A 20931-nucleotide genomic window follows, 5' to 3' on the forward strand; every position below is an offset into this window, starting at 1 on the left:
AGGGTTACAATGAAGAAGATATTACCACTACTGCTCAGCTTGTCACTTCTTTTACTAGGAGCGTGCTCACTGCAACCGCCGGAATGGGCGAAGCCTGATAAGAAAACAGATCTTGAGGATATTAAGTTAGGATTATCGGTCTCTACATTGAATAACCCGTTCTTCGTCTCGATGAAAAACGGCGTTGAAGCTGAAGCAAAAGCGCAGGGGATGGAAGTCGTCGTCGTTGATGCTCAAAACGATGCAGCAAAACAAATCAACGATGTGCAAGATTTGATCCAGCAAGGTGTCGATGCCTTGTTAATCAATCCAACAGATTCATCTGCAATCTCAACGGCTGTGCAATCTGCAAACAGTTTAGGCATACCAGTAGTCACGCTTGATCGCTCTGCTGAAGAAGGCGAGGTTGCAACGCTCGTCAGTTCAGACAACGAAAAAGGTGGCGAGATGGCAGGAAAGTTCTTGGTGGAGCAGCTTGGTGAAGGCGCTAAAGTGGCTGAGTTAGAAGGCGTTCCAGGTGCGTCTGCCACTCGTGAACGTGGCGCAGGTTTTCACAACATTGCCGATGAGAAGTTAGACGTTGTAGCTAAGCAAACGGCTAACTTTGATCGAACAGAGGGTCTAAACACGATGGAAAACTTGCTACAAGGAAATCCTGGTATCGAAGCTGTATTTGCTCACAATGATGAAATGGCGCTAGGAGCATACCAGGCGATTCAAAGTTCTGGAAGAGATGTGCTAGTTGTAGGTTTTGATGGAAATGAAGATGCGATCAATAGCATCAAAGACGGAAAGTTATCAGCTACAGTGGCACAGCAGCCTGAGAAGATTGGATCACTTGCTGTACAAGCTGCAATGGATGTTCTTCAAGGGAATGATGTGGAAGATACCATTCCAGTTCCTCTAAAGTTAGTAACAGAGGAAACGGCTTCTGAAGAATAGGCAACCAACGCTTTTCATACGTTCCCTTTTCAGAGGATTCATGGCTCCATGGCTCATTCCTTAAATTGGATAGAAACACAAAAGTATAAATTGGTTTCAAGCCGCCTCGATGAGGCGGCTTTTGATTGTTTTTTTGAATGTATATTTTTGTAAAATGTTATGCTAAGATTTTTGATAAGAGGTTTACCAAAACGAATAATATTGGGGACGATGAGATGAAGCTGAGTATTAATAAGAAAAGGTTGGAATCTTGACCTTATGAATTATATCCGCCAATACATATTAACAATCATTGGATTCATTTTTATAGGCGCACTTCCATTTCTATTTGAAGGGATAGGTATAAATATAAGCCTCTACCTAAAAGAGTTAGGAGGATTACTTAAAGCAATTTTTAATCCTGCTCAACTTACATATTCGATCGGTCTAAGTGAGAGGGGGTTATTTCCTTATCTATTTACTCCTGTTAGCTACTCTTTAGTTATCTTACTAGGTTCGTTGGTTATTTCACTAATTGGTGCTGTAATGTTAGTTTTACTAGTTTTCCTTCTGAAAAGAGATGTTTTACATAAAATACGTTACTTGATTTCTATTTTGGAAGGCGTACCAGATATCTTTTTGCTTCTGTTAATCCAAGTCCTTGTTGTTAGTCTCTATAAGAAAACGGGGTATTTGTTGTTGAATTTTACAACTATGCCAGGTGAGCAAATTTACTTCTTACCTATTTTTCTTATGAGTATCTTACCAACACTCTATCTTTTCCGGATGTTGGTTATCGCGTTCGACGAAGAAAGGTTTAAAAGTTATGTGGAACTTGCTAGATCAAAGGGCATAGCCTGGAAAACAATAATACTTAAGCATATTTTTCCTAATGTTTTATTAGCCTTATTTAATAATATCAATCAGATTATTTGGATCATGCTTTCGAGTCAACTAATCATCGAATATTTATTAAACAGCAATGGTGTGTTCATGTTTATTTTTAATTATCTTTCACCTGAAGTTTTGATGACCTCTTTAATATTGTTATATACTCCGTTGTTTGTGATTTTGCTACTATTTCGGGTGATCCTCAATAAAAGATTACCTTCGTGAGAGGGGAAAAAGAATGAGGAACGCATTTAAGAGTCCTCCACTTTTAATTGGATTCATGTTTATTGCTATATTGCTTTTTAGTAGTATATTGAACGGTTTTATTTATGGAGAAGAAATCATTCAAGAGAACACTAGATATAATAGTGAGGGAGAGGCGATTAGTTCTGCCCCTTTTCCTCCTTCTCTAGCTCACCCTTTAGGTACGGACACAGACGGTTACGATTTGGCACATATTATTATTCATGGAGCTAAATATACGTTGGGTGCAGCGATATGCGTGAGCATTGCTAGAGTTTTTATTTCGTTATTTCTTAGCCTGATCGTGACACTGTATTTTAAGAGATTGAAGCATATCATAAAAGAATTCAGCCAATCATTTAGTTTCATCCCATCAACACTATTTACCTACTTTATGCTTGTTTCAGTCGTAACGATGAGTATTGATGGTTTCCAATTTACGTTCTCCGAACAAGTGGTTTTTCAAGTGTTTATTATGACGATCATCGCAATTCCTTCACTTACATTATTTATAAGTGAGGAGATGGAAAGGTTTTATACAAAACCGTTCGTTGAAGGGGCAAAAATACTCGGTGGAAGTCGATTACATGTATTTAAGAATCATATATTCCCCTATATTAAACCGGTATTGTTAGTCTCTTTCGGTCAAAATGTTGTTAATGCTTTATTAATCCTGGCTCACCTTGGAGTGTTAAACTTATTTTTCGGCGGTACATACATATCTTTTAGTCCCTTCACACCTGTTGAGAAAAATTCTATCTCGTATGAATGGTCTGGATTAATCGGAAGTTATCTTCCCTTAGTTGCAACTGAACCATGGATTCCGCTTGTGCCAGTTTTGTTTTTTGCATTGAGTAGTATAGCGATTCAATTATGCATCGTTGGGTACCAATCTAGTATTGATTCCAAGCAGAATATCAAATTATTAAAGACTTCGCATAAGAATGAACTAAAAGAAAAAGAGAAGCATATCCAGGTTAAGGATTCGGACTTTAAATCTGTGAAGCAAAATTTTTAGAAATGTGTTCTGTCGATTGGTTCTGACCAGTAGGTGTTAGATACCTAACAATATTAACTCCAAAAAAGCCCTCGAACAACTTCGAGGGCTTCATATATGCCTATTTAAAAAACGGATACTCACGGCGCTCTTGTTGGACAGAAATCCATTTCACGGTTGTAAACTTATCTAATGCCCATTCTCCGCCGAATCGCCCGAGTCCAGATTCCTTTTCACCGCCGAATGCCATGTGCGCTTCGTCATTCACAGGCTGGTCATTGATGTGCACCATACCCGTTTCGATTTGCTGAGCCACTTGAACCCCGCGATTCAAGTCGCGAGAGTGAACGGAGCCACTAAGGCCATATGGAGAGCCATTTGCAAGTTCAATCGCTTCTTCTTCTGTGCTGAATGAAATGATTGGAGCTACAGCACCGAAGATTTCATTTTTTGCGATCGGCATTTCGTTTGTGACGTTCGTTAGAATGACAGGCTGCATCACGTTGCCTTCCACTTCACCGCCAAGAATTTTTTCAGCCCCTTGTTCAAGTGAAGCATCAAGAGATTCTTGGATACGTTCAATTGCTTCCTTATTAATTAGTGGTCCTACAGCAGTATTCGCATCTGCTGGGTCACCTGATTGAAGAGATGCTACTTTTTCTTTGAACGCTTCAACGAATTCATCATGAACACTTTCATGAACAAGGATCCGGTTGATCGCCATACAGATCTGACCCTGATGGAGGAATTTACCGAATGCTGCTGCTTCTGCAGCTTGATCGATGTCAGCATCATCTAGAACGATAAAGACGTTGTTGCCTCCAAGCTCTAATGCTGTTTCCTTAATGTGCTTCCCTGCAAGTTCACCGATATGTTTTCCAACTTCAGTGGACCCTGTGAAAGAGATCAACTTTGGAATCGGATGAGTAACAAAAGCATCCCCGATTTCTGATCCACGACCAGCGACAACGTTAAGAACCCCTTTCGGTAGGCCTGCTTCTTCAAAAAGCTCTGCGATTAAGAAGCCTGCTGTAACGGGTGTTTCTGAAGCCGGTTTAAGGACTACAGCATTACCTGTGGCGAGTGCTGGTGCGACTGAACGCATGGAAAGATGAAGTGGGAAGTTCCACGGTCCGATGACACCGATCACTCCTTTTGCACTCTTATAAATACGGTTCTCTTTCCCTGGCGTATCAGAAGGCGCGATTTGCCCTTTCATTCTATAAGGAAAAGAAGCGGATTCTTTTACGACACGGGTAGCTGCAGCCCATTCCACGTTTGCTTTGATCTTTGTACTACCAGACTCTTTTACTAGCCAGTCGATGATTTCTTCTTTTCGTTCTGCCATGATCGAGGCTAACCGATCGAGAATTTGCTGTCTTTCTCCAGGCGTTGTTTTTGCCCATTCTTTTTGTGCTTCTTTTGCTGTTTGATAAGCATGATCTAAATCTTCTTCAGATGCAGATTGAAGTGTGAATAATTCTTCCCCGGAAAATGGATTATAATTTGTTACAGTTTTATCACTCGTTCCCGTTAACCATTCACCATTAATGTACTGCTTTGTATATGAGTTAGCCATTGGACATCCTCCTTTTCGTGTACAAATAAGAAGGTTCCCGCTACGCTAAACTACTAAACTTGTCGGTACGCGAGAATTTCTTCCAATCATTAGCACCGTCTTTTAGGAGAGTTTCATCTCGTTATTAATGTTTTATAGACGTATATATGCTAAACTACGAACGGTACAGAGATAAATAACCACTACTGATGAGAACGTTTTAATGGGGTGAACTTTATGAATATACTCTTAACAGGGGCGACTGGTTTTCTTGGAAAACAGCTTACCTTGAAGTTATTGAGTGAAGGCCACAGCGTCTATGCATTGATCCGCAATGAACGTAAGGCAGATCGGTTAATCGAAGCATTGCCAGCAGATCTACAAAACAACTTATTCATTATAAAAGGAAACTTAGGGGACGAGCGCTTAGGCGTTCCGTTCGAAACAATCGATCTATTAAAAGGTAAAATCGATACGGTCTATCACATCGCAGCTTATCTTTCATTCGATGATCGTGAAAGAGACAAGACGTTTGAGATTAACGTTGAAGGAACGAGAAACGTACTTGAGTTTTCAAAAGATATTCAAGTGAAGAATTTTTATCATGTAAGTACAGCTTACACATTAGGCGCACAACTTCATGGACGTGAAGAGCTGCATCCTAAGGATAATACGTTCGTAAATCCTTATGAAGAAAGTAAGTGTCACGCAGAGCACCTTGTGTTTGATTATAATAACGTCTTCAATGTCTCTATTTTTAGACCAGCAATCATTATTGGTGACTCGAAAACTGGTGAAGCTGAAACGACCTTTGCTCTTTATGGCGTGATTAGAAGTCTTGAATTATTAAAGAAGAGATTAGATCGGAAGCAGGATACGCCTAGTGAAAAGATTAAGTTCCTTTGTAATCAGGAAGCAGCACAAAATTTAGTACCTGTCGATTATGTCGTAAATGTGTTAGCGCTTGGGCTTACTAGCGCGAAGCCAGATACAATCTATCACATTACGAATTCACAGCCTCCAACCAATCAGCTCGTATTAGATTTGATTCAATCAGCGCTTGATTTTTACAGTGTGGAATTAGTGCCTACAGATTATGAAGGAGAACTAACAGATCAGGACATGAAGTTGAATCAACCTATGAAGGTTTTTCACAAGTACTTTGAGAAAACATTGACTTTCGATGATTCAAATACGAAGAAGCTATTGCATGAGAGCAACGTAGAGGAATTACATTTAGATAGGGAAACCTTACAAATGATTATTTCCGGTGGTATGAAGAGCCAAAACAAAGTGAATGTAACTCAATAAATAAGAAGGCAGCTCTAGCAGCTGCCTCTTTTTTTTATTGCAAAAGTTCTTTAAAAGGTTTGTAAATTTGAAGGTAAATTTAACTAGTTCTAAATTCACCCAAGGTTAATTCCGCCACCATTGAGTAGATTCATTTCGCTATTAAGAACCTATTAACAAGGGTGATAGAGTTTGGAACTGACATGTTTGTAATATATTGTCGTTGTAAATAGTACTATGTTACCTAATTGTGCAAAGGTTATAAAAACTGTATTAATCTGTCATATTTATGTAACTGACTTGTTACTACACTAAAATGGCTGTGTTATATTTGGCTGTTACTATATGGGACATAGGTGATCAAGAGAAAAGAAACACCGAAAAATTATTTATCTCTCAGGAGGAATGTGTACATGGTAACTCGTAAAAACATTGTAAGGAACGTTGTTACATCTACAGCACTGGCTGGAATGATGTTTGCTAGCCCGGTAGTATCAGAAGCTGCTCTAGGAGATCAAACACTTTCTTACGGTGAAAAACACGGCGACGTCGTCGAGTTACAGGATGTACTGTCAGCCAAAGGATATTTCGACTATCATAAATCTACAGGTTATTACGGTTCAATTACTGAAGGTGCTGTAAAGCAATTCCAAAAAGCTCACGGTCTTGCTGTGGACGGCATCGCAGGTCCAAATACATTCGCAGCAATTGAAAAAGTCAATCAAGGACAAGCTCATCGTACGTTGATTCAAGGTGATCGAGGTCACCAAGTTTCAGCTCTTCAAGAAGAGCTTGGTGGATATTACAACTATAAAGTAGACGGAATCTATGGTCCTATCACAGAGAAAGCAGTCCGTGCTTTCCAGGCTGATAATGGACTAGCTGTTGACGGCATTGCCGGAGCTAACACTTGGGCAGCGCTGACAGGTAAGACAGTAAATGCAAAACCAGCGTCTACAGAATCTACTACTACTAATACTAATACCACTTCTGCTAAGCAAACAAACACAGAAAGCAAGTCATCTGAGCAAAGTGGACAAGAATTTAAAGTCGAAGCAACAGCTTATACTGCATATTGTGAAGGATGTTCAGGCGTTACAGCGACAGGAATCGACTTAAGAGCGAATCCTAACCAAAAAGTCATCGCAGTAGACCCTGACGTAATCCCACTTGGATCTAAAGTACATGTAGAAGGCTATGGTACTGCAATCGCTGGTGACACTGGCGGTGCAATCCAAGGTAACCGTATCGATCTATTCATGCCTGAAAGACAAGATGCTTTAAACTTTGGTCGTAAGACAGTCACTGTAACAGTGCTAGATTAATAGTGAATTTACAGAGCCTAACTCAAATGAGTTAGGCTTTTTTTTGTCGTAAAAGTACTATCCCTAAATGACCCAAAGTAGTACGAGATACTACTTTTGGATGAGTCTTATATAGTTCTTTCTCAACCAGGATTTAAAACCTTTAGTGAATAGGAAAATGGTCGCTACCAATGGATAATGAATAGTAAGAAAACATTGAATATTAAAAGGAGGAAGACGGATGAGAATGAGGCTTTGGTACGTAGTGGCACTCTCGTTTTTACTAATAGTAGGTTTTATAAACCCCCCTCAACCTTCAGCTAATCAATCTGCGGCGATCGACCCAGAATTATCTCAGCTGATGACGGAAGGGAATGGACCATTTGAAGTAATCGTAACGTTCTATGGAGATGGAGCTCCAACGGATGTTCAGTCGAACTTATTGGAAGAGGTTGGGGTTGATAAAGGGTTAACGCTTAAGAGTCTTCCGATGGCTGGCGTAATCGCGACGAAAGCTCAAATAAACGACCTTGCAGCTAACGATATGGTTCAGTCTATCTATTTGAATGAGAAGCTTGACTATTTCAACGCGGATGCAACAGATCTAACGGGTGTTGATAAAGTACGTACGGATGACGACATGAGAAAAGCAAACGGAGGACTTCCTGTTACAGGAAAAGGGATCGGTGTTGTTGTGAACGATAGCGGTGTAGATGGCACACATAAAGACCACGAGTTTGGTGAAAACCTTGTACAAAACGTTATGGGATCAACGAATCTTAGCAGTTTGTCTCCTGGTCTACTTCCTGTTACATATCAAGAGGATGTAGCAAATACTGATACTAACTCCGGTCACGGTACCCACGTAGCTGGTACGGTTGGTGGTACAGGAGAAATGTCGAGCGGGAAGTATGAAGGAGCGGCTCCAGGAGCAGACTTGATCGGATATGGCTCTGGCGCAGCACTGTTCGTACTAGATGGAATCGGTGGATTTGATTACGCCTTAACGCATCAGTCTCAGTACGACATAAGAGTCATTACAAATTCATGGGGATCGTCAGGTGATTTTGATCCTAATCACCCGATTAACATTGCGAGTAAGAAAGTGTATGATCGCGGAATCGTCGTTCTTTTTGCAGCAGGAAATGAAGGTCCTGGAGAAAACACACATAACCCTTATGCAAAAGCACCATGGGTTATCTCGGTAGCAGCGGGAGAAAAAGATGGCACGCTAGCTGATTTCTCATCTCGTGGTACAAAAGGAGTCGGTGGGACGTTTGAAATGGATGGAGAAACGTGGACATGGGAAGACCGTCCGACTGTTACAGCACCAGGAGTTGATATCGTTTCAACTCGAGTTATCGCACCAGTAAGTTCACTATCAGCTCCTCAAGACGCTGAAGAACTTGATCCAGCGCACGTTCCTTTCTATACGCACATGAGTGGAACGTCGATGGCAACCCCTCACGTAGCAGGTGTTGTAGCACTAATGTTAGAGGCAAACCCTTTACTTTCACCTGATGAAGTGAAATCGATCGTGCAAGCGACAGCTACAAACATGCCAGGGTACGAAGCGTGGGAAGTAGGCGCAGGTTATTTGAACGCATACACTGCAGTAGATGCTGCTTTTGGTAATAACGACTATGGCAAGACAGTCAATTACAACAAAGAGTTTAATAGCTCTGTAGAAGCTTCGACCACGCGTGCTCCATTTTCAGTAGACTACAATCCTGTAACTCTTGTTTCAGATAATCAGCATGAGTTTGAAGTGCAAGAAGGCTTAACAAATCTTGTAGCGAAAGTGAATGCTTATGGCGTATTGGGGGAGACCGGTAATCCGGTCAACCTCGTTTTAATCGCTCCAGATGGAACGGAGTACAGCTCTGGAATCAGCTTGTTGTTTACGTTAACAACAGACAGAACGGTGTCTGTTAATGCACCGATGCCTGGTACTTGGAAAGCAGAAGTAAGAGGATTACGCGGTGACGAAGCGAATCCAACTGCAGGCCTTTCTTTCCCTGATAACATAGAAGGAACTCTTTCTTTTACAAAAGTGAGTGGATTTACTGGTCTCAATGATATAGAAGGCCATCCAGCAGCTGCTGCGATCAAGAGCGGTGTGAAGGAGCTGCTGTTTGATGCGAATGCTAAAGGAAACTTTATGCCTGATAGCAAGCTGCAAAGAAAAGACCTAGCACAGTATCTTGTGATGGGTGCTGAGATTCGTCAGTCAGAAGCCAAAGCATTAAGTGATGTGTCTTCTGATCTGCTTTCTTACGCGTCTGCTGTTACGTCTGAAGGAGCCGCATTCCGAGATGGAACTCATTCCCAGAAAGGAGTTATGCTTACTAAAGATGGTAAGTTCGATCCAAAAGGAAACGTTACAAGAGCAGAACTTGCTTATTCGCTTGTTCAGAGTCTTGGTCTAGAAGAAGATGCGAAAGCATTCAGTGGTGACGTTACAGTTCAATACAAGGAAGAGCGTGTAAAGGTTGTTGACGCTGCTGATATTCCCCAGCACTTGAAAGGGTATGTTCAGCTTGCACTTGATCTTAATATCATCAATGCGAGCTTCGAGGTTTCGCAAGGACAGTATGATCTTGAACCAACCGTTGTTGCACATTTTGAGCCGAATACTGATGTAACACGCGGTGATTTTGCCGTAGCGATGACAAGGTATTTTGAAGCATTTCTAAAATAAGAAGAGCTCTCGCTATGATATAAGTAGTTTTGGCATGAAAAAGTGAACAGGCAAAATTAATTGAGTATCAAATTATAAACGAATTTGATACTCTTTTTTCATTGTTATGATAGAGTTCCTTTCACTTTATAGTTGAAAAGCACAGGAACATGTAGTGGAGAATAATCATTGTTCGGTCGTACTATCGCGTGTTAAAACGATTCTGATTTTACAGTGAGGTAGGGTTTTGCCACCATAAAAAAACAGGAGCTCAAACTATTCCAAGCTCCTGTTAAATCATATTGATTTCTTCTATCTAAAACATACCTTATATAGTTTGTATCATTAATCATCTAATTCTATATCGGAATTGATTTTCCATCATATGTTTTTTCCTGACTTTGAATAACTAGGGATTAGAAATATTCCTACCATAAACATAGCAAAGGTTAGTCCGCGTATAACATCATAAAAAGCATTTTCTTTAAGAAGAAATACGTTTATGATCATTACAATCGCCCCTAAAATGACCATAGATATTCCTAATACTTGCCTCACCGTTAATATACACCTCCGTTTAGAATATCGTCACAAAATGAATCTTACTTATCAAACTATCTTTAATTCAAGTCTTCAAGCCCTGTAAAGGAACAATCTATCCACTTCATCTTACCATGAATTTTCCAATTAGGATGGTAATTATTGTTGTAGTTACTTGATTGTTTTTTGTACTCCAAAACAGGGCTATTTTTATTTTCTTTATGTTAACGTAAAAGAGAGGGTATAGGCGATTTCATACATAAGGTAGGTTAGTAGTATGGTGGAAGTGGCGGTTATGAAGAAGAGTGAATTACAATCAGTAAGTCGTTTCATCGCTAAACTAAATCGAAGAGAAGATTGCCATATTGGATACTGTGGCACGAACAGCTGTGAAATAGCGGATACAATGAGGGAAGAATTCGAGCTGCCTTACTGGAAAAGCTTTGTCACGGTATATCAGTCAAACGTCCTTGTCGGTGTGCTTGGATTTGAAGTTGATTTGGAGCGTAATCTGGTGGAAGTATGGGGCCCATTTGTTGAAGATCAGTATTGGTCGTTCATACCAACGATGTGGGAGAAAATGCTTCAACTTCTTCCAGAAGAAACAAGTGTAATACAGATGTTTCCGAATAAGAAGAATATAAACTGTGTTAGATTTGCAGAGAAATTAGGGTTCTCCCACAGTAGTGAGCAAGCGATTTTAGAGTTTAATAGACAGAGCTTTAGACGGGAAAACAAACTAGAAGAGATATCAGAAGAGTACATCATCCCTTTTATTTCTTTACACGACCAGACATTTCCGAACACGTACTATAGTGGTGGCCAAATTGTTGAGCGGTTGAACGACACTAGGAAGGTGTTTATTACCAGTGATGAAGGCACGTTAACTGGTTACATCTATGTAGAAGTTGAACCAGAGTTTGGAGAAGCAAACATTGAATTTTTCGCAGTAGATGAAGCGTTTCGTGGGAGAGGAGCTGGAGGAAAATTACTAGATCAAGCCCTGTTCTGGATGTTTACTTTCAAAGAGGTCAACACGGTCACACTTTGTGTGAATGCAGAAAATCTAAAAGCACTTCAGTTGTATGAGAGAGCTGGTTTTACGCTCGTACACGAGCTGAGTGCATATTCAAAAGAAATATAGTCGACAGTTTATGACAGAAAGCGGGTGGTGCCTGGTACCACTCGCTTTTTCTTTATGTCATCTGCACATTTTCTACTTTTAGGTAACACTTGTCCAAGCATGTGGGACGAGCATACGTAAGATAAGGTATGAAATGTTTAATCATTTCAAATTCTTGTTATGGAGGTATTGTCACTATGAACGCCGACCTTAGAGAAGTATTTAAGGGCATGGTTGATGACCTGTTTGACGGGACAAAAAAGAAAAAGAAGAAAAAGAAGATAAAGCATGAGAAGAAACATGATAAGAAGAAGGATAAAAAGAAAAAGAAGTGTCGTTGCCACCGCTAATTATCCTTATTAATGAAATATTCCCTTTCCGGAGTTAATGTAGGGTTCCTGCATTAACTCTTCTTTTCACTTAAATTTAATTGAAAGGAGATTGAGTTGATGTATTTTAGAAGTCGAAATCCTAAAAGCGACGATCAGAAGCTAATTAAAATAGGAACTGAAATTTTCGCTGTTAGCCCAAAAAAAGTTCAACGAATCATTGACCATTCTTTTGAAGTTCTTGTCGTTTGTGATAAAAACGATGAAGTTGTAGGGTTTCTCTCCTATCGATTACGAATTAACCATATGATTCTTGTAGATTATGTGATGCTTCGTCATGATCTGCAGGGAAGTGGGATTGCTCGATCATTACTACCTGCTTTTGAGAAATATATCCAAAACAAAGGAATAACTGTGCTCTACGGTCTTGTCGATCGTGAAAATACCCAGGGGTTGGAAAGTTTAAAACGATTAGGTTTTGAAGTGAAGGGTGAAGTGCTGTCGAACTATATCATCGAGAAGAAGTTGACTCGTCAGAACTCCATACCTGAAAGCTCATTACCTAAACACTCTTTACCTAATAGCTACTTAAAACGATTGACCCCTGCTCCTCGTTTGAGAAAAAGGTAATCCAATTTTTCGGTTTTCTATTTTCTATGGGAAACCGATCTTTTTATTCTCGGATTAATCGTGTTGGAAAATTTTTGATATACTTAATTACGTGTTATTGATCAGTGTTTTATCTTAATGATTCACATCTGGTAGACGAAAGGTGCGTGAGTAGTGTGAAGAAAAATTTCACATCAGAGGATGCGATAAAGAGCTGGGATAACAATGCGAGAAGTTACACGAACAACTATTCAGAAGCAGGAGATTTACATAGAGAAGTCTTTTTAAATCCTGCGTTGTTCTCTTTAATCGGAGAAGTAGAACATAAACGCTTTTTAGATGCAGGCTGCGGAGAGGGGTATCTGAGCAGGATGTTAGCTCAAAGAGGTGCTACCGTCACAGCAGTAGATTATTCAAGAAACATGCTCGAAATCGCAAATGAGAAAACAGCATCTCATTTACCGATCAACTATGTTCATGGTAATTGTGAAGATTTGTCTACTCTTAAGGATGCTAGCTTTGAAACAATCGTATCGAACATGGTGATGCAGGACCTTGTAGATCATGAGCGTGCATTAAGAGAGATGTATCGGTTGTTAGTTGATGGGGGAAGTTTCATCTTTTCTATCTTACACCCATGTTTTATCACACCAGAAAGCGGATGGGAGAAAGATGAGCAGGGTGAAAAACTTCATTGGAATGTCGATCGGTACTTCTACGAAGGTGTATACGAACAAAGAGGACTCGGGGAGGCTGGAGCGCTTTTCTACTATCACCGTACGCTATCAACCTACTTAAACAGCATCATAAAAGCGGGGTTCACTATCGTAAAGGTAGTAGAACCGACTCCTTCTGAGGAAATCCTAAAGAAATATCCTACATTTGAAGAAGACTTTCGCTGCGCTGACTTTATTGTATTTCAATTGAGGAAACCTACCGAGTGACAGTGATTTAACCCCCTAAATATGGACACAGGCAAATTCCGAAATTTCAACTCGCATTTTTATAGCTTTTATAGAAATCTGATGGTGAAGCGAATCCAAGTTTTTGTTGGATTCGCTTTGTGTTGTAATAACGAATATAGGATAGGCTGTTTCTTCGAAACGTGCCACCATCAATACTGGGATAGAAGCACGGGAATTCCACCTTAAGCTGAGAGAAAAAGCTCTCTATAACGGCATTATCCCAACAGTTTGCTTTACGGGACATACTTGGTGTGAAGCCCATTGTTTTACTTAACTGATTGTAGCGTAGAGAGCGATAAACACTGCCTTGATCACTATGAAGAAGAACACCAGATAAGCTTTTGAGTTTTCGTTTCTTTTGTGCTTCTTTTAATGTTGCCTCAATTAGATCCTGGTTCGGACTATCACTTAATTGGAAAGCAATCACTTCGCGATTAAATAGGTCCATCATCGTTGAGATGTACCATTTCTTATTTTCTATGACCACTTCTGTCATATCCGTTACCCACTTTTGGTTGGGATGCAACGCTTCAAACTGGCGGTTTAATAGGTTCTCATAAACGTAGCCACCTGCCAATACCTTCACTTGTTTGGTCGCTTTCTTTTGACGGACTGTAGCCTTAAGATTTGCTTCACGCATTAAACGAGCTACTTTCTTGTGGTTTACGATTCTAGCCTTCTTTCCTGTTTTCATATGCTTGGCAATGCGCTTGGCCCCATACGTACCGCGCCGAATGGCATAAATCCGTCTAATACGAGTGAGAAGCGTTTTATCTGAATCGTTGGCGACCTTTTTCGGTCGCTTCAAAGAAGCATAGTAACCACTACGCGATACGTTTAGTACTTGGCAAAGCAATCGAACAGGATAATTGGCTGAATCCTTCCTCAAGTAGGAAATCGCTGCGTACTTATTGCTTACTCGTTCTCTTTGAGAAAGGCCTGGAACTTTTTTAGGATTTCATTCTCCAACTCTTTTTCTTTCAATTTCTTCTCTAGTTCTTTAATCCGTTTGGCGTCAGCTAAACTACCCTGACCTTCCACTTTAGATCGTATCGTTCTGGAGGAATCCTTAAGTCCTTCGTCTCCCCATTTTTTATAGCGATGGAGCCAGTTATAAATTGAATCTGGGTTGAAACCAATCTCTTCTGCCACAACTCTGACAGGTTTATTTTCTTTTAGAACTTGATCAACAGCTCTTTTTCTTAATTCGAATGTAGAATGTGGTTTTCTCGCCATCAATTCTTTCCCCCTTAAACTCACTTGTGTCGTATCTTTATGATACCTCATGTGTCCACAATAAGGGGGTCGATCACAGGCACCACTCAGGTTTTGTCGAAAGAGATGAGAGCGCTCACATTGTGTTGAAGAATATGGTAAACTATTAGAAAAATCAGAAATATAAAGACGGGGTGTGTACATGCAACCTACCGTTCCGATTATTGAAACAAAACTTGTACCACCAGCATTGAAGGATACATATATTTACCGGGGATCTGTAATAAAAAAGCTAAAAGAAGTTACGACTTATCCCATTACCATCATTCATGGAGGGGCGGGTTATGGGAAAAGCACGATACTGAGTCAGTTCGTTAAGCAATGCAAGGTACCGGTATGCTGGTATACAGTGACAGAATCGGATGATGACATTTTCCCTTTTATCCACTATGTGGTTTATGCCGTTCGAAAGAAGTTTCCTTCCTTCTGTAAAGAACTCCTCGAAGTTATATCGAATATGGATTACTGGGTCAGCGAAGAAGATCTTCAGCTATTAAGTGCCTTATTTATCAACGAATGCGCAAAGATAGAATCAGACCTCATTATTGTCATCGATGATTTTCAACTCGTTGATCACGTGTTTATAATTAATCAATGGATTGAGAAAGTCATTAAGCTTCTCCCTTCAAATGTTCATCTTCTTGTTTCAACTCGCATGAAGCCGAAATGGAATAGCCTGATTAAACTAAGCGTGAGTAATAGAATGCTAGATATAGGTGAGAGTGACCTATCGCTCTCTGGTGAAGAGACGCGTGTTTTTCTAACTGATTTCTATGAAGCGGCTATCTCCGAAGAACAGGTGAAGAGCATTCATTCTTTAACAGAAGGCTGGATCATCGCGATCAATATGATAGGAAGTCAATTGTCACAAGCTGATGAAATCGACTCGATACTAAGCTTTACTCATACGTCCATGGAAGAGCTCTTTTCTTACCTTGCTCAGGAAGTTTTCAACAAACAGTCTAGAGAAGTTCAAGCGTTTTTGCTGGATTCTTCAATCTTTCAAGAACTCAAGGCAGAAGAATGTGATCACGTCCTATGTCGACCAAACACGGGTGATATGCTGGAGGATTTGTTTTCTAAGAATCTATTTATTCAAAAAGTCGATCACGATCGCTATCGATATCATGCTTTATTCAAGGCGTTCTTAACGAGGAGAGGTACTGAGCAACAATGTGAACGGATGAAGAAGCTTCGGTACTTATTGGCACAATACCTTGAAGAAACGAATTGTTATGAAGAGGCAGTCGTCCATTATATAGAACTTCATGATGAGTCTTCCCTTGCTCGAGTACTTCTTAAAACGAGTGAGAGGATGATTCATTACCGTCAGCTTGAAACGCTACTCGATCATTTGAACGCTCTTTCTGATCATATAAAAGACCACTATTATCAGCTATGGTTGTACGAAGGAGACGTATGGCGCTACCGGTCTTATTACGATCGTGCCTTTACATGTTACAAGAAAGCAATTGAAACTGCTAAATTAAATGAAGACGATCTCATCATTAGCAGAGCGAACGAAGGAATTGGAAACATCTATTTAGATACGATTCAGCCTGGAAAAGCAGAGCGCTTTCTAGCCGAAGCGATCCATTATCTTGACCGAACAGATAAAAACCATCCTGATAAGGAAAGGTTGTTTCGTCTCCTTGCTGAAAACCTTGTGAATTCTGGTCAAGCTGCTAAAGCCCTTAACTGGTATGTGAAAAGTGAAGGAGACGCATCATGGGTTGCTGGAAATCTGGATGCTCGTTTGTTATTGCGTACAGGTAAGATTTTTGAGTCAAGAGAACTTCTTCTTACTCGAAATTCATCGAAAGAACAATTACCTCAATCACATCGCGAAACGGAACTTTTGCTTTCTCTGCTAGAATCGCTTAGCGGTAATGGAGATCGAGCGAAAGAACTTGCGCAGCAAGGGATACAGCAGGGAATACAACAGGGTTCAGCGTTTATCGAAGCATGCGGATGGATAAGAATGGGTCACGCAGTAGCAATATCAACACACTATGAAGAGAAGTTAGCGGTAAACTGCTATGAAACAGCGTTAGAATTAATGGACTCTATAAAAGTCGATCGAGGAAAAGCGGAACCTTTCATGGGTCTTTGTGCGATGTATGGAAGAAAGGGAACGTGGGAGCGTTCAAAAGAATATGGAGAGCGTGCTCTTTATGAAACGAAAAGAGTAAAAGATGAATGGCTCTCTACGCTTATTAAACTATGTATCGGGCGATCTGCCTTCTATAGTGAGCAGTTACTCGATGCTGAGAAATGGCTTCTTGAAGCCTATCGATCTGCAAAGTCGTGCGGAGATGGTTACGCTGAGATGCTTGCTGCGATGTGGCTAGCTTTTTTGAAAAAGGATGTAGACGACTTCAAAACGTATGTGAGTATTTTTCTTCAGAAGGTTCAAATTGAAGAATATGAATTCTTATTCAAGAAGAGAACAACCTTTGGCCCGAAAGATCTACAGCAATTTCTGCCTCTTCTTCTCCAAGCAAAAGAGTCAGGAGTTTATGAATCTTACATTTCAAAGCTACTCGATTCATGGGGATATAACCACATAGAATCACATCCTGGCTATACGCTTCGCGTTAAGACGCTTGGAGAATTTAGTGTATCGCTCGGGGACAACGTTCTTGATCATAAGATGTGGCAGCGTGAAAAAGGAAAAGAACTATTTCAATATTTACTTGTTCGTCGAAACGCCTTCGTTCGAAAAGAAGAGATTTTCCATGACGTTTGGCCCGATACAGATGAAACCAATAGCCAGAGAGATTTTAAGGTCGCGTTTAATGCGCTGAACAAAGCGCTTGAGCCTGATCGTAAAAAAAGAGGGCAGCCATATTTTGTGATTCGTCAAGACTCCTCTTACGGTTTCAATAGAACCGCTGTAATCGACCTGGATTGCCATCATTTTGAGCATTGGATAACGGAGGGGTTGAAAGAAAATCGAATCGTTCAGTCTAAAAAACTGCTAGAAAAAGGTTTGCATTATTACGGTGGAGACTTTTTGACTGAGCGTCGTGTCCAATGGGCTGAAATTGAGCGTGAACGTCTTCGCCAGCTTTATGTGAGAGGCTTAGAAAAATTAGCTCAGCTTTTTATTCGGTTGTCTGAGTTTGAGAAGGCGATTCCGATTTGTAGAAAGATTATCGAAGTCGATGCGCTGTGGGAAGAGGCATACCGACTGTTGATGTATTGTTATTACCAACGTAACAACCGACCTCAAGCAATGAGATTGTATAGGGAGTGTACGGTTAAACTTCGTGAAGAGCTTGCAGTAGAACCTATGGAATCCACAAAACAAATGTATGACATGATCTGTTCTGAAAACGTTTCCTTTCATGTATAAGATCGCTTCTTTAGAAGAAGCGGTCTTTTTTATTTGTAACTCGTGTGTAACTTCATCCCTGTAAGCTATTCCTATAGAACCAACTGAATGAAAAGGGGGAAGAAGTTCGTGCGTAAACTCGTGGTTTTGATGATGGTGTTATCTCTTATTTTAGGTGCCTGTAGTTCAAACTCTCAGTCCTCAGGGGAAGCGAACAATGATGATGGTAAGGAAACGATTAAGATCGGAGTGCTCGCTTCATTAACCGGAGCACTTGAAACGTACGGGAATCAAACGAAGCAAGGATTTGAGCTCGGACTGGACTATGCGACTGATGGAACGATGGAAGTTGAAGGGAAGAAGATCGAAGTCGTTTATGAAGATACTGAAACGAAGCCAGAAGTTGCAGTGCAAAAGGCAACAAAACTTCTTGAAGAAGATGAAGTCGACTTCTTAGTTGGATCATCAAGTTCAGGAGACACGCTTGCCGTTCTTCCGTTAGCAGAGGAATACGAACGGATCATGGTCGTTGAACCTGCGGTTGCAGATAGCATCACAGGCTCAGAATACAACGACTATATCTTTCGAACAGCCCGAAGTTCTTCTCAGGACGCTATTGCCGGAGCAGCAGCGATCGCAGGTGAAGGAGTGAAGATCGCAACGTTTGCACCAGACTATTCTTTTGGAATCGATGGGGTTGCGGCATTTAAAGAGGCTGCAGAGGACCTCGGTGCTGAAGTTGTACTTGAAGAATACGCTGACCCAGCTGCAACAGATTTTACTCCAAACATCCAAAAAATAATTGAATCTGACCCGGATTACTTGTTTGTCATTTGGGCAGGAGCGAACTCCCCATGGAATCAGATCAGCGATATGAAGCTTCAGGAAAAAGGAATCAAAATTTCGACTGGAGCTCCGGATATCTCAGCATTAAAGACGATGGAACCGCTAGTCGGAATGGAAGGTTTTTCGGTGTATTATCATAGCTTGCCAGATAACGAGGTGAACGATTGGCTAGTAGAGGAACATAAGAAACGTTATGACGGGGCACTACCTGATTTGTTTACTCCTGGAGGAATGAGTTCAGCGATTTCGATCGTAGAAGCACTAAAACAAACTAAAGGTGATACAACAGCTGAAGGATTAATCGATGTGATGGAGGGCATGTCTTTTGAAACACCTAAAGGGACGATGACTTTCCGCGAAGAGGACCATCAAGCGCTTCAAACGATGTACGCAGTAAAGCTTGAAAAGCAAGAGGGTGTTGATCACCCTGTACCGGTACTTATCCGTGAGCTTTCTCCTGAAGAAACAGCACCACCTGTTCGTAACTAATTAGCTAATGAGAAAAGGTGCTGCTATCGTTTTTGCGCAGCCCTTTTCTATGTATGTTGGGAGGTTAGTACATGAGTATATTGGAAGTTCAAGATTTAACGATCGCATTTGGCGGGCAGCTCGCAGTAAACTCGGTCGATCTTACCATTAAGGAGAAGTCGTTCACATCCATCATCGGACCAAACGGAGCTGGTAAAACAACGTTGTTCAATTTATTGAGTGGGCAGCTGAAGCCAACCAAAGGAAGTGTTTTATTGAAGGGAGAGGACATTTCGAGCCAATCTCCTACCGTCCGAACTCGAAAAGGGATCGGCCGCTCTTTCCAGATTACGAACGTGTTCCCTAATTTAACAGTTTTGGAGAATGTACGTCTAGCCGTTCAGTCACAGGCTGGAGTTCGATACCAAATGCTCAGGCATTTCAGAGGCTATAAGAAAATGACGGAAGAAGCGTATGACTTACTAGAACAAGTGATGATGGCGAAACAAGCAGACGCTCTTGCGAGTAACTTAGCACATGGCGAAAAGCGAAAGTTAGAAATCGCAATGTTGTTAGCATTGAAGACAGAGTTGCTACTGCTCGATGAGCCGACAGCAGGCATGTCGCTAGAGGAAGTGCCTGCGATTTTAAAGATTATTGAAGATATTAAATCATCAAGTGATCGGACGATTCTACTCATCGAACACAAGATGGATATGATTATGAATCTTTCAGATCGGATCATCGTCCTCTTTAATGGCAGATTGCTCGCGGAAGGCACGCCACACGAGATTATGAATAATGAAACAGTGCAGAATGCGTACTTAGGAGGCTTATACGATGACCACACTGCTTGAGGTGAACGATATTCAAACCTATATAGGGCAGTACCATATCCTCCAGGGGGTTTCTTTTCAGGTGAAAAAAGGGGAAGTGACGGTTCTACTAGGTAGAAACGGGGCTGGCAAAACAACGTCTCTTCGTTCAATCATGGGCCTAACGCCTATTACTGACGGTCAAATCATGCTTAACGGAACGAATATATCAAAGCTTGCAACCTACCAAATCGCAAATAAAGGAATCGGATTTGTGCCAGAAGATCAGGGGATTTTTGGCGAACTGACGGTGGAAGAAAATATGAAGATTGCAATGCAAAAACAGGATGAGGCGACGCTTAACCGATTGGATAAGATGCTAACGCTCTTTCCTGACTTGAAAACATATTGGAAAAAACAAGGTGGGTACTTGAGCGGTGGGCAAAAGCAAATGCTATCGATTGCGAGAGCTTACCTTAATAAAAATGAATTGTTACTTATCGATGAACCTAGTAAGGGGCTTGCTCCGATTGTTGTTGAAAAGGTGATGGAATCGATTATGGAAATGAAGGATGAGACGACGATCGTCCTGGTCGAACAAAATTTCAGAATGGCGATGGGTGTGGGTGATACGTACTACATTATCGATGATGGAAGAAGTGTTGAAACTGGAAACATGCAGGAACTCGCAGACAATGAAGAGTTAAAGCGTAAGTATCTCGGTATCGCATAGAAATGAG

At 40.8% G+C, this 20931-nt stretch carries 16 protein-coding genes and 1 pseudogene; 14 read left to right on the forward strand and 3 right to left on the reverse strand.

What is annotated here, in order from left to right; all coding sequences use genetic code 11:
* Positions 1-9: 9 nt before the first annotated feature.
* The 3 genes from rbsB (at position 10) to ACXAEY_RS04950 (ending at position 3073) form a co-directional block, all read left to right on the forward strand.
* A complete protein-coding gene (gene rbsB, locus ACXAEY_RS04940) occupies positions 10-942 on the forward strand; it encodes a ribose ABC transporter substrate-binding protein RbsB (RefSeq protein WP_474810741.1) in 933 nt (310 codons plus the stop codon).
* A 258-nt stretch (positions 943-1200) separates the two neighbouring features.
* Positions 1201-2037 (forward strand): ABC transporter permease subunit, encoded by an 837-nt coding sequence (locus ACXAEY_RS04945; RefSeq protein ID WP_474810742.1) that lies wholly within the window; start codon positions 1201-1203, stop codon positions 2035-2037.
* A gap of 13 nt (positions 2038-2050) precedes the next feature.
* Entirely contained in the window at positions 2051-3073 is a 1023-nt protein-coding gene (locus ACXAEY_RS04950; protein WP_474810743.1) for an ABC transporter permease, read from the forward strand.
* Positions 3074-3173: 100 nt separating this feature from the next.
* On the opposite strand, the gene ACXAEY_RS04955 is transcribed toward ACXAEY_RS04950, so the two are convergent.
* A complete protein-coding gene (locus ACXAEY_RS04955; protein ID WP_474810744.1) occupies positions 3174-4631 on the reverse strand; it encodes an aldehyde dehydrogenase family protein in 1458 nt (485 codons plus the stop codon).
* A 216-nt stretch (positions 4632-4847) separates the two neighbouring features.
* Here ACXAEY_RS04955 and ACXAEY_RS04960 point away from each other — a divergent pair, with 216 nt between their 5' ends.
* From ACXAEY_RS04960 to ACXAEY_RS04990, 7 genes are all read left to right on the forward strand, one after another.
* On the forward strand, positions 4848-5921 hold the full coding sequence (locus tag ACXAEY_RS04960) for an SDR family NAD(P)-dependent oxidoreductase (protein WP_474810745.1): 1074 nt from the start codon (positions 4848-4850) through the stop codon (positions 5919-5921).
* A gap of 392 nt (positions 5922-6313) precedes the next feature.
* On the forward strand, positions 6314-7225 hold the full coding sequence (locus ACXAEY_RS04965; protein WP_270179740.1) for a peptidoglycan-binding protein: 912 nt from the start codon (positions 6314-6316) through the stop codon (positions 7223-7225).
* 220 nt (positions 7226-7445) lie between these two features.
* A complete protein-coding gene (locus ACXAEY_RS04970; RefSeq protein ID WP_474810746.1) occupies positions 7446-9905 on the forward strand; it encodes a S8 family serine peptidase in 2460 nt (819 codons plus the stop codon).
* Between the two features lie 796 nt (positions 9906-10701).
* A complete protein-coding gene (locus ACXAEY_RS04975) occupies positions 10702-11568 on the forward strand; it encodes a GNAT family N-acetyltransferase (RefSeq protein ID WP_474810747.1) in 867 nt (288 codons plus the stop codon).
* Between the two features lie 176 nt (positions 11569-11744).
* Positions 11745-11897, forward strand: coding sequence for a hypothetical protein (locus tag ACXAEY_RS04980; protein ID WP_474810748.1), 153 nt, complete (start codon positions 11745-11747; stop codon positions 11895-11897).
* A gap of 99 nt (positions 11898-11996) precedes the next feature.
* On the forward strand, positions 11997-12506 hold the full coding sequence (locus ACXAEY_RS04985; RefSeq protein ID WP_474810749.1) for an N-acetyltransferase family protein: 510 nt from the start codon (positions 11997-11999) through the stop codon (positions 12504-12506).
* Between the two features lie 155 nt (positions 12507-12661).
* On the forward strand, positions 12662-13429 hold the full coding sequence (locus tag ACXAEY_RS04990; RefSeq protein ID WP_474810750.1) for a class I SAM-dependent methyltransferase: 768 nt from the start codon (positions 12662-12664) through the stop codon (positions 13427-13429).
* A gap of 46 nt (positions 13430-13475) precedes the next feature.
* Here ACXAEY_RS04990 and ACXAEY_RS04995 read toward each other — a convergent pair.
* A pseudogene (locus ACXAEY_RS04995) lies at positions 13476-14354 on the reverse strand (IS3 family transposase); the annotation flags it as partial.
* A gap of 11 nt (positions 14355-14365) precedes the next feature.
* Positions 14366-14686 carry a transposase gene (locus ACXAEY_RS05000; RefSeq protein ID WP_474810219.1) on the reverse strand — a complete coding sequence of 107 codons (321 nt, stop codon included), beginning with the start codon at positions 14684-14686 and terminating at the stop codon, positions 14366-14368.
* Between the two features lie 181 nt (positions 14687-14867).
* Between ACXAEY_RS05000 and ACXAEY_RS05005 the strand changes: the two genes are divergently transcribed.
* The 4 genes from ACXAEY_RS05005 to ACXAEY_RS05020 all read left to right on the forward strand — a co-directional run bounded on the left by ACXAEY_RS05005 (position 14868) and on the right by ACXAEY_RS05020 (position 20924).
* Positions 14868-18083, forward strand: a complete 3216-nt coding sequence (locus ACXAEY_RS05005; protein ID WP_474810751.1) for a BTAD domain-containing putative transcriptional regulator — start codon at positions 14868-14870, stop codon at positions 18081-18083.
* An 87-nt stretch (positions 18084-18170) separates the two neighbouring features.
* Positions 18171-19397, forward strand: coding sequence for a substrate-binding domain-containing protein (locus ACXAEY_RS05010; RefSeq protein ID WP_474810753.1), 1227 nt, complete (start codon positions 18171-18173; stop codon positions 19395-19397).
* A 71-nt stretch (positions 19398-19468) separates the two neighbouring features.
* Positions 19469-20233, forward strand: a complete 765-nt coding sequence (locus ACXAEY_RS05015) for an ABC transporter ATP-binding protein (RefSeq protein ID WP_474810754.1) — start codon at positions 19469-19471, stop codon at positions 20231-20233.
* A complete protein-coding gene (locus ACXAEY_RS05020) occupies positions 20217-20924 on the forward strand; it encodes an ABC transporter ATP-binding protein (RefSeq protein ID WP_474810755.1) in 708 nt (235 codons plus the stop codon). The genes ACXAEY_RS05015 and ACXAEY_RS05020 overlap by 17 nt, the downstream gene beginning before the upstream one ends.
* The last annotated feature ends 7 nt before the right edge of the window (positions 20925-20931 follow it).

It is taken from the genome of Anaerobacillus sp. ABA4_114, from assembly GCF_056159065.1.

Bases quoted from the DNA above. Each gene is read 5' to 3' on its own strand.
- rbsB (WP_474810741.1), top strand. From the start codon at position 10: ATGAAGAAGATATTACCACTACTGCTCAGCTTGTCACTTCTTTTACTA.
- ACXAEY_RS04945 (WP_474810742.1), top strand. From the start codon at position 1,201: ATGAATTATATCCGCCAATACATATTAACAATCATTGGATTCATTTTT.
- ACXAEY_RS04950 (WP_474810743.1), top strand. From the start codon at position 2,051: ATGAGGAACGCATTTAAGAGTCCTCCACTTTTAATTGGATTCATGTTT.
- ACXAEY_RS04955 (WP_474810744.1), bottom strand. From the start codon at position 4,631: ATGGCTAACTCATATACAAAGCAGTACATTAATGGTGAATGGTTAACG.
- ACXAEY_RS04960 (WP_474810745.1), top strand. From the start codon at position 4,848: ATGAATATACTCTTAACAGGGGCGACTGGTTTTCTTGGAAAACAGCTT.
- ACXAEY_RS04965 (WP_270179740.1), top strand. From the start codon at position 6,314: ATGGTAACTCGTAAAAACATTGTAAGGAACGTTGTTACATCTACAGCA.
- ACXAEY_RS04970 (WP_474810746.1), top strand. From the start codon at position 7,446: ATGAGAATGAGGCTTTGGTACGTAGTGGCACTCTCGTTTTTACTAATA.
- ACXAEY_RS04975 (WP_474810747.1), top strand. From the start codon at position 10,702: ATGGTGGAAGTGGCGGTTATGAAGAAGAGTGAATTACAATCAGTAAGT.
- ACXAEY_RS04980 (WP_474810748.1), top strand. From the start codon at position 11,745: ATGAACGCCGACCTTAGAGAAGTATTTAAGGGCATGGTTGATGACCTG.
- ACXAEY_RS04985 (WP_474810749.1), top strand. From the start codon at position 11,997: ATGTATTTTAGAAGTCGAAATCCTAAAAGCGACGATCAGAAGCTAATT.
- ACXAEY_RS05000 (WP_474810219.1), bottom strand. From the start codon at position 14,686: ATGGCGAGAAAACCACATTCTACATTCGAATTAAGAAAAAGAGCTGTT.
- ACXAEY_RS05005 (WP_474810751.1), top strand. From the start codon at position 14,868: ATGCAACCTACCGTTCCGATTATTGAAACAAAACTTGTACCACCAGCA.
- ACXAEY_RS05010 (WP_474810753.1), top strand. From the start codon at position 18,171: ATGAAAAGGGGGAAGAAGTTCGTGCGTAAACTCGTGGTTTTGATGATG.
- ACXAEY_RS05015 (WP_474810754.1), top strand. From the start codon at position 19,469: ATGAGTATATTGGAAGTTCAAGATTTAACGATCGCATTTGGCGGGCAG.
- ACXAEY_RS05020 (WP_474810755.1), top strand. From the start codon at position 20,217: ATGACCACACTGCTTGAGGTGAACGATATTCAAACCTATATAGGGCAG.